The organism is uncultured Paenalcaligenes sp. (genome assembly GCF_947630565.1).
Taxonomy (GTDB): domain Bacteria; phylum Pseudomonadota; class Gammaproteobacteria; order Burkholderiales; family Burkholderiaceae_B; genus Paenalcaligenes; species Paenalcaligenes faecalis.
Genome location: NZ_CANRIC010000053.1, coordinates 1 through 15,260 on the forward strand (window position 1 = coordinate 1; position 15,260 = coordinate 15,260).

Here is a 15,260-nt window from a genome sequence, read left to right on the forward strand (position 1 = left end):
CGCTATGCACAACTGCAGTCTACTGATCTGGATCAGGTCCAATCACACGTTGCCGCTGTGCTATGCCCTCACGACCTACAACTCTATCGTCGAGATCAGGCACTAAATACAGAACTCTACTACCGCCCTAGTCCACGCTTAGGTTTTGGACGGTTGCGTTATGGGGCAGCGGTACATATTCGTCCTCAGCCTTTAGAAAATTTTTATCTACTACAGATTCCCATTGATGGGCACGAGCAAATCCAAGTCAATAATCAGCGCTTTAACTATGATGTAACGATGGCATCTATGTTGAACCCCGATCAAGAATTTGAGATGCAACACAGCGACCAAGCCAATAAGCTTTTCGTGCGTATCTGCCGATCCAGCCTAGAGCAGTTTTTCCAACAGCACTACCAACGTCCTCTACACGGCGCATTGCTGTTTTCCCCATTACAACGACTACAACAAGGTGCAGGGCAAAGCCTTTGGCATCTATTGCAATGGCAGTTCTCAGAGGCCTCTGAGGGTGTGCTTTTTGATAGCCCACAGGCGATACAGCGACTTGAAGACACTTTCTTTGCTACTTTGTTTGAGATTTGGCCCCATAATCAACAGCTGGCGCCCAATCTCCGCGTCACCCCACACGTCATCAAACAAGCCAAAGACTATATTCAACAGCAGCTCACAGCCCCTCTTACCGTCAGTCTTATTGCGGCCGCTGTTGGTATCAGCACACGTAGTCTGTATGCCAGTTTTAAACAGTTCGTTGGCCTCAGTCCTATGCGATACGTCAAACAACAGCGCTTAGAACAGGCCCACCAACAACTTCTGGATGCTGACCCTCAGCAGCACACCGTAACCCAGATCGCCCTATTCGCTGGCTTTACTCATTTAGGCCAGTTCGCGGTTGATTATCAACGCCAGTATGGTGTGCGGCCCTCCGTTACTTTGCAAAAATCCGAGTAACTAGTAACTCTCCATCTAACTCATCAAAATAAGCAAAGACTGATTTATCGCCCTTAGTTAACGGTACACTTGCACGTATTAAAATAAATACCAAATCATCAAGTGGGCTACCCGTGATACAGCGATCCTTTTCTTTATTACTTTTAAGCACCTTTGTAACGGGCTGCACGATGTTGCCCACCACAGAGCCTCTTATTGCTCCTACGGAATCAATTCGCACTGTTGGGCCCGAATCAGGCGTCGCCTCTTTTGCAGTGGAACCCCAATTCGATTTACGTCAATTACAGCCCACCCTAACCGACAAAATAGAGCAAGATCATCTGTATACGCTGCCTGAAATCATTCATTTAGCACAGCAAAACAATCCTCTTACCCGCATGGCGTGGCTAGAGGCAGAACAAGCTGCTATTGCTACAGGCATGGTCAAGGCCACCTATTTACCCATGCTATCTGCTAGCGTGGTGGGCGGGTATCAACGTAGCAAACGCAATACTGATATAGAGGTAGGGCCTCTAGACATCGACTCGACGACTCACTCATCTATTCGCGGGGTCGTGCCGTCAGTTAATGTGAAATGGTTATTATTTGATTTTGGGAAACGCGCAGCCCTACACGAGGCTGCCACTGAGATCGCTTTGGCAAGTCAGGTTAAATTTAACGCCACACATCAAGCCATTATCTTTAACGTATCACGTACGTTTTTTGAATATAGTGCAGCCCGCCAAAAGTCCGCAGTGGCTAAATCCCACTTAGCTAACTCTAAAGCCCTTGAAGTCGCGGCAAAAGAACGCTTTAAAGCAGGGGTAGGCACGTCCATAGAGGTAGCTCAAGCTAACCAACTTACAGCCCAAGCGAATAAATACGACTCGTATCAGGAGTGTCAGCAAGATGGATGTGAAACTGAACACTAACCATGCAGGAAAATAAGAACCAGCGATAGCAAATGATGGCGCACCACCACAGCCGCTTAATAGCAGCAGGGGAAATAGGGCATACAGATATAAAGGCATAGGAATACGACTCAAAGGCGGTAGACGCATAAACTGTACCTTAGCCCCTAAGGGCATCACCTCGCTAATGCTCTCTAACAGGCTCTTTTTCACCACTTTTTAGCTAAATACGTACAAACCCTATAGAGTCAAACCAATAGTTTATCTGTAATATATTTAACTATAAACATATCAATATTCATACTTTGCTTTGGGTTCTCAGGAAAACATCATGTACAAAAAAACCACACGCTTTGTCTTAGGGGCAGCACTTGCTCTTAGCGCTTTCGGCCTACAGGCTGCCGAAGTGACCTTAAAGGCCGTCACCGCCTTTAACCAAGATGCTTTTTACTCAGAGCGCTTCAATGCTTTCGTAGAAAAGGTCAACAACGAGGGCAAAGGTATTCTACAGATTCAAGTGATAGGTGGCCCAGAGTCTATTCCTACCTTTGAGGTCGGGAATGCAGTGCGTTCTGGCGTAGTGGACTTTGCAAACAGCAGTGCCGTATTCCATGCCAACTTAGTCCCCGAAGCCTTAGCGATGACACTTACCGATCGTCGTATTCAAGAACTACGCGAAAATGGTGGTCATGCCTTAATGGATCAAATCCACCAAGACAAAGCCAATATGCTGTGGTTAGCCCGGGTCACTGATGGTTTGCAATACCATCTGTATGTGAATAAGCCCATTGATAAAGCCGAATTAAAAGGCTTCAAAATCCGCAGTACGCCCGTCTATCTTGCCTTATTGCGCTCTTTAGGGGCAACCGCGCTGCAAATTGCCCCAGGCGAAACCTACACAGCGCTTGAACGTGGTGTAGTCGATGGTTATGGCTGGCCTTCTGTTGGTTTATTAGATCTAGGCTGGCAAGAAAAAACTAAATATCGCGTTGAGCCTGGCTTCTACAACGTCGAGGTTAGTTTCTTTATGAACAAGAAAAGCTGGGAAAAACTCAATGATGAACAAAAAGAGTTTTTAACCAAACAAATTGAATGGGTAGAGTCACTGAATGAGCCCGAACTAGCCCGAGGCGAACAAGAGAAAAAACGCCAAGAGGACGCTGGCGTACAGGTACTTAAACTCTCCGACGAGGCCTCTGCGGACTTAATCAACAAAGCCTACAAAGCGGGCTGGGAAAACCTGCATAAAGTTAGCCCATCTACTGCCCCTGAAATAGAAAAACTCTTTGGAAAAGACCCTGCCTAATCCTTTGAAAAATAAAAAAGCATCGTACTGACTACGGTGCTTTTTTCTCCTTATCCTGTTTTATATGTTGAATCATGTCTGATATACCTGCCCCCAGTGCAAACCGCTTTTACCACCTCATTATGTCTAGCTGCGGAGCGATCGCTGCTGTCACGTTTGGTTTAATGAGCCTACTTGTCACCGCCGATGTTGTTTTACGTAATCTGAACATTGATCTTATTCCTGCTGGCGTAGAGATTACTGAATACATGCTAATGATTGCCACCTTTATCGCTGCTCCGTGGCTGCTCTATCACAATGGTCATATTCGGGTGGATGTGCTGGTTAACATTTTGCCCAAAATGCTACAACGTCTCCTCTCGCTTTTATGCAATCTCATTGGCTTATTGGTTTGTGGTGTCTTGACCCAGCAGTCACTCATGGTGTTATTAGATGCGCATCAGCAAGGAAGTGTGGTGTTTAAAGAACTCATTTTCCCTGAGTGGTGGCTCAGCCTACCATTATTAATTGGGGCTGCTTTGCTCTCCATTGAGTTTATTCGACGTCTGTTTGCAGACCTGCGTACTAAGGTGTAATCATGGAATGGCAATCTGCTTTAGCCCTCATGCTTGGGGCTCTATTCTTTTTTATGGCAATCGGCACGCCTGTCGTGTTTGCTTTCTTGGCGGTTAATCTGATCGGGGCTTGGATGTTTCTGGGCCAAGAGGCTGGCCTAGCTCAGTGGGTTCGTAATACCACCTCATCTATCACTAGCTTTTCATTAACCCCTATTCCTTTATTTGTTTTGATGGGAGAGGTGCTGTTTCATACCGGGCTCGCCTTTAAAGCCATTAATGCCATTGAGCGCATGATTTCTCGCGTACCTGGCAAGCTATCGATTGTGAGTATTTTAGGGGGTACGACTTTTGCCACCTTATCCGGCTCTTCCATTGCGAATACCGCCATGATGGGCGGAGTCATGATGCCAGAAATGCAACGTCGTGGTTATCACCCTACCATGTCGATGGGGCCAATTATGGCGGTAGGTGGGATTGCCATGCTTATTCCCCCCTCAGCATTAGCCGTCATGCTGGGTAGCCTTGCTGGTATCTCTATAGAACGCCTATTGATTGGTGGCATTTTGCCTGGTCTTATTATGGCCATTGGCTTTTTAGGCTATGTCATTGTCCGTAGTCGTTTGCGCCCTGAAGATGCCCCTTCTGATCCTGATGATGAGATTCATGTTAAGGGCTGGGAAAAATGGAAACCCTTTTTCCGTGATGTGGTTCCTTTATTAGCCATCTTTATTGCTGTCGTTGGCTCTATGTTAGCGGGTTGGGCATCACCGACTGAATCAGCAGCTATTGGCGTGACAGCATCGGTGCTTGCCACTATTTTCTACGGTGCTCTTTCTAAAAAGGCCATCTGGACTAGCCTGATTGAAACCGCCAAAGTCTCTGTCATTATTCTCTTTATCTTGGCGGCTTCTACCACCTTTGCACAGTTACTCAGCTTTTCTGGTGCTAGCACAGGCTTTTTAAGTCTGATTAAAGGCATGGAGCTTAACCCCGTAACGCTAGTCATTGGTATGCTCGCGATCTTACTGGTCTTAGGTATGGTGCTAGACCAAGTCAGTATGATGATGATTGCCCTCCCTTTCTTTATGCCCTTAGCAAATGCAGCAGGGGTAGACAGTGTCTGGTTAGGGGTGATGATTCTAATTACCTTAGAGATTGGTTTGCTTACCCCACCCTTTGGCTTACTACTCATCGTCATGCAAAGTGTGGTGCCTCCCTCCATTCGACTAACTCAGATTTACCGTGCCGCCGTCCCATTTTTAATTATTGAGATTGTAGTGCTTGCCTTAGTCTTCAGCGCACCTTGGATTGCTACTGGGCTACCTAACCTAATTCGGTAAAACTCAATCGGAATCCCTTTGCTTTAAACACAAAAAAGCCTCACTACACAGTGAGGCTTTTTACTATCTAATCAATGATTAGCGTGCTGGGCGGCTACCACCGGTACGAGGACCGGATTTTTTGCCTGCGAAGCTACCTGGACGCCCACCTGTAGGACGGCTACCAGGTTTAGCACTACGGTCACGACGTGGTTTGCCATTTGCAGCACCATTTTCAGATGGAGCACGGAAATCTGGGCGGCTATCGCCACGAGCAACTGGACGTGTGTCGTTGCCACTTGGACGAGCTGGACGACTATCACGGAACTCACGGCCTTCGCCAGCGGCTTTAGGAGCACCACTGCTGAAAGAAGGACGACGACGGCCAGCACCTGCGCCACCACCACCGCCTTTGCGGGATTTAAAGGTAGGACGTACTGCTTTCGTTGGTTCTAAACCTGGGATTGTTTCCACAGGAATAGGTTGACCAATGAAGTGTTCAATACGACGTACTTTATGGCGCTCGGACACATTTGCTAGCGTAAAAGCTAAACCGTCTTTACCCGCACGACCTGTACGACCAATACGGTGCGTGTAATCTTCGGCTTGCATTGGCAAGTCGTAGTTAATCGCATGGCTAATACCTTGGACGTCAATACCACGAGCGGCTACGTCAGTCGCAACCAATACACGTAGACGACCACGCTGCAATAAACCAAGAGTACGTGTGCGTTGACGTTGATTCATATCACCATGCAATGCACCCGCTGCGAAACCTTCTTCGCATAGACGGTCAGCTAACTCATCAGCACCACGTTTAGTCGCAGTAAAGATAATGGCTTGGTCTAATTTAGCGTCACGCAATAAATGATCAAGCAATTGCTCTTTGTGATGCGTGTTATCTGCATACAACAAGGCTTGGGTAATGTTTTCGTGTTTCTGTTTATGACCAGAGACCTCGATGGACAACGGTTTGTTCATCATTTTGCTGGCTAACTGAGCCACTGTACCGTCTAGTGTGGCGGAGAACAATAATGTCTGACGCTCAGATGGGGTACGGGCTACGATGCTCTCGATGTCTTCGATAAAACCCATATCCAACATGCGGTCAGCCTCGTCCAACACTAAAGTGTGAACCGTATCTAGCTTAACGCGTTTGGCTTGAAGGTGATCCATCAAACGACCAGGTGTTGCCACCAAAACATCAACACGACGGGATAATGCTTTTAATTGTGCACCGTAAGGCATACCGCCCACAATCACGGCAACACGTAAATCACGGCAATTAGATGCATAGGTTTTAGCGGCTTCGCCAACCTGCATCGCTAATTCACGTGTAGGAGCCAATACCAACACGGATACACCGCGCTGTTTGCTTGGGTTAGCCACAATACGGTTCAATGCAGGCAACATAAAAGCAGCGGTTTTACCACTACCTGTTTGCGCTGAAACCATCAAATCATGGCCTTCAAGGGCTTTAGGAATAGAAGAAGACTGGACTGGCGTTGGCTCAGTGAAACCTGCTTTTTGTAGTGCAGATAAAAGAGGAGCAGCCAAACCTAGGGATTCAAAAGACATACAAAACCTTTGTCGTAAGCACGACAATAGCTACGTCATGAGTGAAAAAATCATAGACGCAAAGATTAATTGGAAAGCATCGGGCCGACCAATCAACCTAAAAAGCAAGGCATAAATATGCTAAAGCAGGCTTGGGGGTCAGAAAACGCGATGTCATGGCAACCCAACATAGGTTGCAAAATGAAGATTTTTTGATTAGCTGATTTAAAGCTAAGCCTATTATTAACGCACGATTTGAAAAATAAATCAAGTTTTAATAAAAGTGCTTGACTAGGGTCTTTCCTGACGATAATTTATTTTCATAAGTGGTAATGTTATATAAATAAATTTTCTTTTTGTGTTTTTGCTCATGCCTGATGTTTCTCTCACCATCGCAGAGCGCATTGCCCGTCAGAACACTCAACTCAGCGCCTCACACCGACGCATTGCTGACTATGTACTTAAGTCACCATTTAAAGTCGCGATGATGACCATTGATGAGCTAGCTGCGGCCTGTAATGTGTCTATAGCGACCACGAATCGGTTTGCTCGTGTACTGGGTTACACAAGCTATAGCTTATTTCGCGCAGCCCTTGCCTCTGGTTTTGAACAAGCTCTTGAGCCTGTAGAACGCTTACGTCTTGAACGCACCCGTAACGCCTCAAGCTACGATATTTTTGCGGCCTCTTTATACGAAGATCAACGTAATGCCGAGGCAACTCGTTTAGCTCTCAGTCCTGAGGCCTGTGATCAAGCCGTTACAACCATCTTGGATGCACCGCGAATTTTCGTAGTGGGTTTTGGCTCAAGTGGCTTTTTAGCTGGCCTATTGCAACGCGGCCTCAGTCTACATTGCCCTAACGTAGAGACACTCGCCGGCCCCGGCGGGGTGTCTCATGCCGCGCGCCAGCTTTCTCGCATCACCCCCGAAGATGTGGTGATTGGCATCGCTTTTCCGCGCTACATCAAAGACACTGTCAGCCTCATTAAGGTGGCCCATGAAAAACAGGCCATTATTCTGGCTCTCACTGACAAACCCTCATCACCTATTGCACCCTTAGCCTCTATCTGTTTATACGCCCAAAGCAGCAGGCAAATGTTGTCAAACTCTGACACTGCCGTCTTGGGCCTCATAGAGGGCTTGACCTGTGCTGTTGCCCATCGCTCCGAAGACTCTGTCACCCGCGCAGCCCTTTTAACCGAATCTGTTATGCCGTGGATTTATGAATAAACATACCTCAAAACCCGTTCTTGTCATTCATGGTGGCGCTGGCGCTATTGCTCGACACGACACAACGCCCGAGCTACGTCGTCAATACGAGGACGCCTTGCAAGCTATTTTGCAGCAAGCCAGTGTTGACCTCTTCAACGGTGGCAGTGCGCTTGATGCCGTTACACATGCGGTGCGGCTGCTTGAGGATTCCCCGCTATTTAACGCAGGTCACGGCTCTGTTTTTACACGTGATGCGACTCACGAATTAGATGCTGCGATTATGGATGGCACGAACCGCGATGCTGGTGCGGTGGCGATGGTCTCGCACCTACGTAATCCCATTTTGGCGGCTCGCACGGTCATGGAACACAGCGATCATGTCTTGCTCGTTGGCCCCGGCGCTGAACGCTTTGCCGTAGAACACGGTGCAGAACAAGTAGACCCCGCGTACTTTTCTACCGACTTCCGGCGTGATCAGTTAACGCGCATGCAAGCCGATAGCGCCACAGCAGAAAAAATGGCGTTGGATCATGACCAGGCACACGCCCCCTTAAACGAAGACAAAAAAATGGGAACGGTCGGTGCTGTTGCGTTTGATGCCCAAGGCCGTCTTGCTGCTGCTACCTCCACCGGAGGTATGACCAATAAACTACCAGGGCGTGTAGGAGACTCACCCATTATTGGGGCGGGTTGCTATGCTGACACGACCTGTGCGGTTTCATGTACTGGCACTGGGGAAGCCTTTATGCGCTTAGTCGTCGGACATGATGTGGCAGCACAAATGCAGTATGCCAATAAGTCTCTACAAGAGGCCACCGAGCATATTGTGCATGACAAATTACGTGCTATTGGTGGCTCTGGGGGGTTAATCGCCGTTGACCACGAAGGCCGTGTCGCCATGCCATTTAATACCGAAGGTATGTATCGTGGCGTTATTTATTCTGGAACTGACGCATGGGTAGCTATTCACAATGAGTAATGTACTTCTTGAAACCCCGCAACAACAAGAAAACCAACAAACCGCGGCTCAACGAATCATCGAAGTTAACCACCTTAGTGTTGATTTCCATGCTCACAATCGGGTGGTGAACGCAGTCAAAGATCTGTCTTTTAGCGTCAACCAAAGCGAGACGTTGGCTATTGTGGGTGAGTCTGGCTCAGGAAAGTCAGTGACCTCTCTCGCTCTCATGCGCTTAGTGCAGTATGGCGGTGGAATCATCAAAAATGGGCAAATGCTGTTACAGCGTAGCCCGTCTTCTCGTTTAGATTTAGCCACCGCGTCACAATCGCAAATGCGTACCATTCGCGGTGCTGATGTAGCAATGATTTTCCAAGAACCCATGACCTCGCTGAACCCGATTTTTCAGGTGGGCGAGCAAATTGCAGAGTCAGTACGCCTGCATCAAGGGGTTAGCCAAAAAGAGGCCATGAATCGCGCCCTGCAGATGCTGGATCAAGTACGGATTGCGGATGCAAAAAATGTACTTTATCGCTATCCGCATCAGCTCTCAGGGGGCATGCGTCAGCGCGTCATGATTGCTATGGCGTTGGCCTGCAAACCAAAACTATTGATCGCTGATGAACCCACCACCGCCTTAGACGTCACCATTCAAGCGCAAATCATTCAATTGATTCGAGAACTACAGCAAGAAATGGGCATGGGCGTTATTTTCATTACCCATGATATGGGCGTGGTTGCCGAGATTGCAGACCGCGTATTAGTGATGTTGCGCGGTGAACAGGTTGAAACAGGCACAGCTGAGCAAATTTTTGCTGCTCCTCAGCATGCTTATACCAAAGCGCTTTTAGCAGCCGTGCCTCGTCTAGGCTCGATGACTGGCACAGACTTGCCCGCCCGTTTCCCCACCTTGGATAATCCGTACCTCTACGAGACTCAAGGCAAAAACGCAGATCAACCCAGCGACAAGGCCCCTGACTACAGCAAGCCTATTTTACAAGTCAAAGGGCTCTCTACTCGCTTTGATATACGCTCGGGCATTTTCAATAAAGCCACACATCGCGTACACGCCGTAGAAAAAGTCAATTTTGAGCTATTTCCCGGCGAAACCCTTTCCATTGTGGGTGAGTCTGGCTGTGGCAAATCAACCACTGGGCGTTCACTATTACGCTTAGTTGAAAGCCAAGAAGGCGAAATCATTTTTGATGGACATGCGATTCAACATGCTAAAGGCCAAGCCCTCCAGCATTTACGTCGCAATATCCAATTTATCTTCCAAGACCCTTACGCGTCACTGGATCCTCGTATGACGGTGGGCTACTCCATTATTGAGCCCCTACTCATTCATAAGCTCATGTCGCATAACGATGCGCAAAAACGCATGTCAGAACTGCTTGAAAAAGTGGGCTTGCCTGCGAGCGCTGCACAACGTTATCCACATGAGTTCTCGGGTGGACAACGACAGCGTATTTGTATTGCTCGTGCTTTAGCGATGAACCCTAAGATCGTTATTGCCGATGAGTCCGTATCAGCACTAGACGTATCTATTCAAGCACAAATTGTGAATTTGTTGATCGACTTACAACAAGAGCTCGGTGTTGCATTTTTGTTTATTTCACACGACATGGCTGTCGTAGAACGCATCAGCCATCGTGTCGCTGTTATGTATTTAGGCCAGGTAGTAGAGGTGGGTACACGCCGCGATATTTTTGAAAATCCGCAGCACCCCTATACCCGTCGTCTCTTGTCTGCCGTTCCTATTGCCGACCCAACTCGTCGTCACCTAGAGCGCAAACTACTCACAGGCGAAATTCCTAGCCCTATTCGTAAAATTGGCAATGAGCCAACTGTCCAACCCTTAGTCCATGTGTCCGGGCAACATTACGTCGCCAAACACGATGTCGGGTTTTAAATTTGTATTTAGGAGGATAAATACATGAAATCGCAATTTATCAAAAAAACGGTTCTTGCCAGTATGGTGGCAGGCGGTATTTTTGCCATGCCCGCCGCATGGGCAGCCAAAGATGTCACTGTTGCAGTGGAAATCACCTTTGACTCATTAGACCCTTACAACACGAACTCTACCTTGGCTCAAGCCGTAGGAAAGGGCTATTACGAGGGACTATTTGCTTTTGACAAAGACCTAAAAATCCAGCCTCTATTGGCCGAAAGCGTTGAGCCTAACGAAGACGGTACGGTGTTTACGCTGCATTTACGCAAAGGCGTCAAGTTCCATGACGGCACGGACTTTGACGCCAATGCCGTTAAGGTCAACCTAGAGCGTGTTTTGGATAAATCCAATGCCTTGGCTCGTTATAACCAATTTAGCCGAGTTCAAGCTATTGATGTGGTTGAACCGCATGTAGTGCGTATTACTCTATCTGAGCCTTTCTCTCCTTTTATCAACGCATTGGCTCACCCCTCTGCCATGATGATTTCACCGGCCGCGTTAGAAAAATGGGGTAAAGACATCACTTTTCACCCCGTCGGTACTGGCCCATTCAAATTTGTGGAATGGAAGCCCGCTGAATCCCTGAAAATGGAAAAATTTGATGGCTACTGGCAAGATGGCTATCCAAAAATTGACAGCCTCACTTTCCGCACAGTGAATGACAACAATACGCGTGCTGCCGTACTACAGACCGGCGAGGTCGATGTTGCCTACCCTGTTCCTTACGAGCAAGCAAAGCGTCTCCAAAACAATGACAAACTCAACGTCGTTGCGGCGCCTTCGATTATTGCGCGCTACTTATCCATGAACGTGCAGCACAAGCCTTTTGATGATGTGCGTGTGCGCCAAGCCATTAACTACGCGATCAACAAAGAAGCGCTAGCCAAAGTTGCTTTCTCTGGTTATGCCTTCCCCTCACAAGGTGTAGTCCCTCAGGGTGTGGCATACGCACAGAAAATGGACCCGTGGCCCTATGATCCAGCAAAAGCCAAAGAGCTGCTAAAAGAGGCAGGTTATGCAGATGGGTTCAGCACCACGCTGTGGTCTGCTTACAATGACGGTACTGCCGCTAAAGCCGTACAGTTCTTGCAACAGCAACTTGCTCAAGTCGGCATTAAAGCTTCTGTAGAGCTGCTTGAGTCAGGTCAACGTGTTCAACGTGTACAACAAGCCAAAGAGGCCAAAGAGGCACCAGTACGCATGTACTACGCTGGTTGGTCTGCCTCCACAGGTGAGGCTGATTGGGCCCTTCGTCCATTACTAGCCACTAGCGCATGGCCTCCCGCATTTAACAATACGGCTTACTACAGCAATGAACAGGTTGATAACGACATCGCCGAGGCCTTAAAAACCACCGACGAAATAGCCAAAACCAAACTCTATGCTGATGCACAAGAGCAAGCTTGGAAAGACGCTCCTTGGGCTTACCTTGTAACGATTGAGCTTGTTTCTGCCCACTCGAAAAAAACCACTGGCTTCAACATCATGCCAGACGGATCTTTTGAGTTTAAAGAGCTTGATATTAAAGATTAGTTTTTATGCTTAACCGTTAGGTCATCTCTATGGCCTAACGGGTCACGGACCATCCATGTTTACCTATATCGTTAAACGACTGCTTGGCATGATCCCCACCTTGATTCTTGTTGCAATGGTGGTGTTTCTGTTTGTTCATGCCCTTCCTGGCGACCCAGCCCGTCTTGCCGCTGGCCCAGAGGCTGACGAAGCCACGGTGCAACTCGTGCGCCAACAACTAGGCCTTGATCAGCCTTTGCCTACCCAATTCATTCAGTATTTTGAGCGCTTGCTTCAGGGTGATTTAGGTCATTCATTACGTACAAAACGTGCAGTAGTTACAGAAATTGGCGAACGCCTAATGCCTACGCTGTTACTAACCCTAGCTAGTATGGTGTGGTCCGTTATTTTTGGTCTGCTCATCGGTGTTATTTCGGCGGTTTGGCGTAACCGTTTACCTGATCGTGTGGGAATGACGGTTGCGGTATCTGGCATTTCCTTTCCTGCCTTTGCACTCGGTATGGTGCTCATGCAAGTTTTCTCTGTAGAACTAGGCTGGCTCCCTACTGTGGGCGCAGGCACATGGAAACACTATATTCTGCCTTCCATTACCTTAGGCGCTGGGGTTGCAGCGGTGATGGCACGCTTTACCCGAGCCGCTTTTGTTGAGGTGATGAAAGAAGACTACGTGCGTACAGCCCGTGCCAAAGGCTTAGCAGAACGCATCGTCGTCGCTAAACACACCTTTAGAAATGCCCTCATTCCCGTCGTCACCATGATGGGATTACAGTTTGGCTTTTTACTGGGTGGCTCCATTGTTGTAGAAACGGTATTTGCTTGGCCTGGCGTAGGCATGTTGTTGGTTGACTCCGTCAATATGCGTGACTACCCCGTTATTCAAGGGCTAATCCTCTTGTTCTCTATTGAGTTCATTCTTATTAACTTAGTGGTAGACGTTCTGTACGGCGTCATCAACCCCACCATTCGTTATAAATAGTCGGGATATTTATGCAAACCGTTACCTCTACCCCAAACACAATAGAAGAAGAAAAAATCCGCACTCCCATGAGCGAATTCTGGCGCAAATTTCGCCAACAAAAACTCGCGATGTGTGCAGGCGCTTTTGTCGTAATTCTCGTGTTGGTGGCTATTTTTGCCCCTTGGTTAGTACCTTACGACCCCGCCAATTTCTTTGATTACGACTCACTCAATGATCCCCCTTCATGGGCGCACTGGATGGGTGTGGACTCCTTAGGTCGTGATATTTTTAGTCGCGTTATTATGGGGGCTCGTATTTCGCTCGCCGCCGGTTTTGTCTCTGTTGCCTTAGGTGCCTTTGTGGGCACAGCTTTGGGTCTATTGGCTGGCTACTACGAGGGCTGGTGGGAACGCATTATTATGCGTATCTCTGATGTTCTTCTGGCCTTTCCAGGTATTCTACTTGCCATTGGCGTAGTGGCCATTCTTGGTTCCAGCATGGTCAACGTGATTATTGCGGTTGCTGTATTTAGTGTGCCCGCCTTTGCTCGCTTAGTACGAGGCAGCACTCTCACCCTTAAAAATATGACGTACATCGAGGCCATGCGCAGCATTGGGGCTTCTGATTGGGTCATTTTATTCCGTCACATTCTGCCTGGCACCATCTCTCCCATTGTGGTGTATGGCACGATGCGTATTGGTACATCCATTATTACTGCCGCTAGCTTATCGTTTTTAGGCATGGGCGCTCAGCCACCCACCCCCGAATGGGGTGCCATGCTCAACGATGCGCGTTCTGACATGCTGTTAGCTCCACACGTTGCGCTATTCCCTGCATTAGCTATTTTCTTAACCGTGCTGGCATTTAATTTATTAGGTGATGGACTACGTGATGCGTTAGATCCAAAAATAGACTGATGACAAAAAATAAAACTGCCCCCCGTGTAGGAGGCTTAGACTCTGGCCCTTTAGATGCGATTACTGATGTACCGGGTGTACGAGTCGGCCACCACACGCTACAGCACCAAGATCAACAGACCGGTGTCACCGTTATCGTTCCACCTGTTGCAAACCCCTTTCTACACAAAATCCCTGCCGGTCTAGCCATCATCAATGGCTTTGGTAAAAGTGTAGGACTCGTACAGGTCGAAGAACTAGGCCAGCTTGAAACCCCTATTGCACTGACGAATACCTTTTCAGTCAGTGACGTAGCAAAAGCCCAAATTCGCCAAGCCATCGCTCAAAATACAGAAATTGGACGTAATGCGCCTACCGTTAACCCCTTGGTCTTAGAGTGTAACGATGGCTATTTAAATGACATTCAAGCCATGGCCATCACCGAGGCACACTACCGCAGCGCGGTTGAGCAGGCCGATACGAGCTTTGCACAAGGCAGTGTAGGGGCAGGTCGTGGAATGTCGTGTTTTGGCCTTAAAGGCGGAATAGGTTCGGCCTCTCGGGTGGCTCAGACTACGGAACAATGCAGCTACACCGTAGGGGCGTTGGTTTTAGCAAACTTTGGCCGTCCACATCAATTCATCCTAAATGGTCAACGCCTAGGCAAGCACATTGAACCCTGGGTGCAAAGTAGCACCGGAGAAATCCCTGCGCTTAGCCCTGAAAAAGGCTCGATCATCATGATTTTAGCCACTGATGCACCTGTGGATGCGCGTCAACTATCTCGTTTAGCGCGACGTAGTGCAGCCGGTTTGGCCCGAACAGGCTCGGTCTATGGTCATGGCAGTGGTGATATTGCCTTGGCTTTTTCGACGGCGTATACCCAATCCGCTGAGGCTACCGAACCTGACCAAGCCCCAGCCTTACTGCATGAAACCCAACTTGATGCCTTATTCGAGGCTGTGGCAGAAGCCACAGAACAAGCCATTATCCACGCTATGTGGTACGCCAGCACCGTCACGGGTCGTAATGGGCATCAACGTCTGGCGCTCTCTGAGCTTGCTCTTGACTGGGATTCGTTAACAAAGGCATAACCCGTCAATAACCCCGCCCTAAAGGGCGAGGCATGCCAGATTCGTTCTGTGCTTGCCTAGATTGACCAGACTCAGCGCTG

General features: G+C 48.3%; 13 protein-coding genes and 1 pseudogene. 12 read left to right on the forward strand and 2 right to left on the reverse strand.

Annotation, left to right across the window (positions count from 1 at the left end; genetic code table 11):
• Positions 1–948 (forward strand): AraC family transcriptional regulator (locus Q0Z62_RS09325; protein ID WP_298053785.1); only part of this gene is annotated, 948 nt, incomplete at its 5' end.
• A gap of 170 nt (positions 949–1,118) precedes the next feature.
• Positions 1,119–1,859: a TolC family protein gene (locus Q0Z62_RS09330; protein ID WP_367180577.1), complete on the forward strand. Its 741-nt coding sequence runs from the start codon at positions 1,119–1,121 to the stop codon at positions 1,857–1,859.
• Here the strand turns inward: Q0Z62_RS09330 and Q0Z62_RS10740 are convergent.
• A pseudogene (locus tag Q0Z62_RS10740) lies at positions 1,788–2,015 on the reverse strand (YtcA family lipoprotein); the annotation flags it as partial. The gene Q0Z62_RS09330 and the pseudogene Q0Z62_RS10740 sit on opposite strands and share 72 nt — an antisense overlap.
• Before the next feature lie 154 nt (positions 2,016–2,169).
• On the opposite strand from Q0Z62_RS10740, the gene dctP reads away from it, so the two are divergent.
• From dctP to Q0Z62_RS09345, 3 genes are all read left to right on the forward strand, one after another.
• Positions 2,170–3,144 carry a TRAP transporter substrate-binding protein DctP gene (gene dctP, locus Q0Z62_RS09335; protein ID WP_298053792.1) on the forward strand — a complete coding sequence of 325 codons (975 nt, stop codon included), beginning with the start codon at positions 2,170–2,172 and terminating at the stop codon, positions 3,142–3,144.
• 74 nt (positions 3,145–3,218) lie between these two features.
• On the forward strand, positions 3,219–3,719 hold the full coding sequence (locus tag Q0Z62_RS09340; protein WP_298053796.1) for a TRAP transporter small permease: 501 nt from the start codon (positions 3,219–3,221) through the stop codon (positions 3,717–3,719).
• Positions 3,720–3,721: 2 nt separating this feature from the next.
• Positions 3,722–5,041 (forward strand): TRAP transporter large permease, encoded by a 1,320-nt coding sequence (locus Q0Z62_RS09345; protein WP_298053799.1) that lies wholly within the window; start codon positions 3,722–3,724, stop codon positions 5,039–5,041.
• A gap of 78 nt (positions 5,042–5,119) precedes the next feature.
• On the opposite strand, the gene Q0Z62_RS09350 is transcribed toward Q0Z62_RS09345, so the two are convergent.
• Positions 5,120–6,598, reverse strand: coding sequence for a DEAD/DEAH box helicase (locus Q0Z62_RS09350; RefSeq protein ID WP_298053802.1), 1,479 nt, complete (start codon positions 6,596–6,598; stop codon positions 5,120–5,122).
• Positions 6,599–6,947: 349 nt separating this feature from the next.
• Here Q0Z62_RS09350 and Q0Z62_RS09355 point away from each other — a divergent pair, with 349 nt between their 5' ends.
• The 7 genes from Q0Z62_RS09355 to Q0Z62_RS09385 are packed head-to-tail and all read left to right on the forward strand — an operon-like array spanning position 6,948 to position 15,180.
• Positions 6,948–7,808, forward strand: coding sequence for a MurR/RpiR family transcriptional regulator (locus Q0Z62_RS09355; protein ID WP_269901064.1), 861 nt, complete (start codon positions 6,948–6,950; stop codon positions 7,806–7,808).
• Positions 7,801–8,769 carry an isoaspartyl peptidase/L-asparaginase family protein gene (locus tag Q0Z62_RS09360; RefSeq protein ID WP_269901063.1) on the forward strand — a complete coding sequence of 323 codons (969 nt, stop codon included), beginning with the start codon at positions 7,801–7,803 and terminating at the stop codon, positions 8,767–8,769. The genes Q0Z62_RS09355 and Q0Z62_RS09360 overlap by 8 nt, the downstream gene beginning before the upstream one ends.
• On the forward strand, positions 8,762–10,660 hold the full coding sequence (locus Q0Z62_RS09365; RefSeq protein ID WP_269901062.1) for a dipeptide ABC transporter ATP-binding protein: 1,899 nt from the start codon (positions 8,762–8,764) through the stop codon (positions 10,658–10,660). Before Q0Z62_RS09360 ends, Q0Z62_RS09365 begins: the two co-directional genes overlap by 8 nt.
• A 24-nt stretch (positions 10,661–10,684) precedes the next feature.
• Entirely contained in the window at positions 10,685–12,232 is a 1,548-nt protein-coding gene (gene gsiB / locus Q0Z62_RS09370; RefSeq protein WP_298053808.1) for a glutathione ABC transporter substrate-binding protein GsiB, read from the forward strand.
• A gap of 55 nt (positions 12,233–12,287) precedes the next feature.
• Positions 12,288–13,208 carry a glutathione ABC transporter permease GsiC gene (gsiC, locus tag Q0Z62_RS09375; RefSeq protein WP_298053810.1) on the forward strand — a complete coding sequence of 307 codons (921 nt, stop codon included), beginning with the start codon at positions 12,288–12,290 and terminating at the stop codon, positions 13,206–13,208.
• Between the two features lie 11 nt (positions 13,209–13,219).
• Positions 13,220–14,107 (forward strand): glutathione ABC transporter permease GsiD, encoded by an 888-nt coding sequence (gene gsiD, locus Q0Z62_RS09380; RefSeq protein ID WP_269901059.1) that lies wholly within the window; start codon positions 13,220–13,222, stop codon positions 14,105–14,107.
• Positions 14,107–15,180 (forward strand): P1 family peptidase, encoded by a 1,074-nt coding sequence (locus Q0Z62_RS09385; RefSeq protein ID WP_298053813.1) that lies wholly within the window; start codon positions 14,107–14,109, stop codon positions 15,178–15,180. The genes gsiD and Q0Z62_RS09385 overlap by 1 nt, the downstream gene beginning before the upstream one ends.
• Positions 15,181–15,260 lie beyond the last annotated feature (80 nt).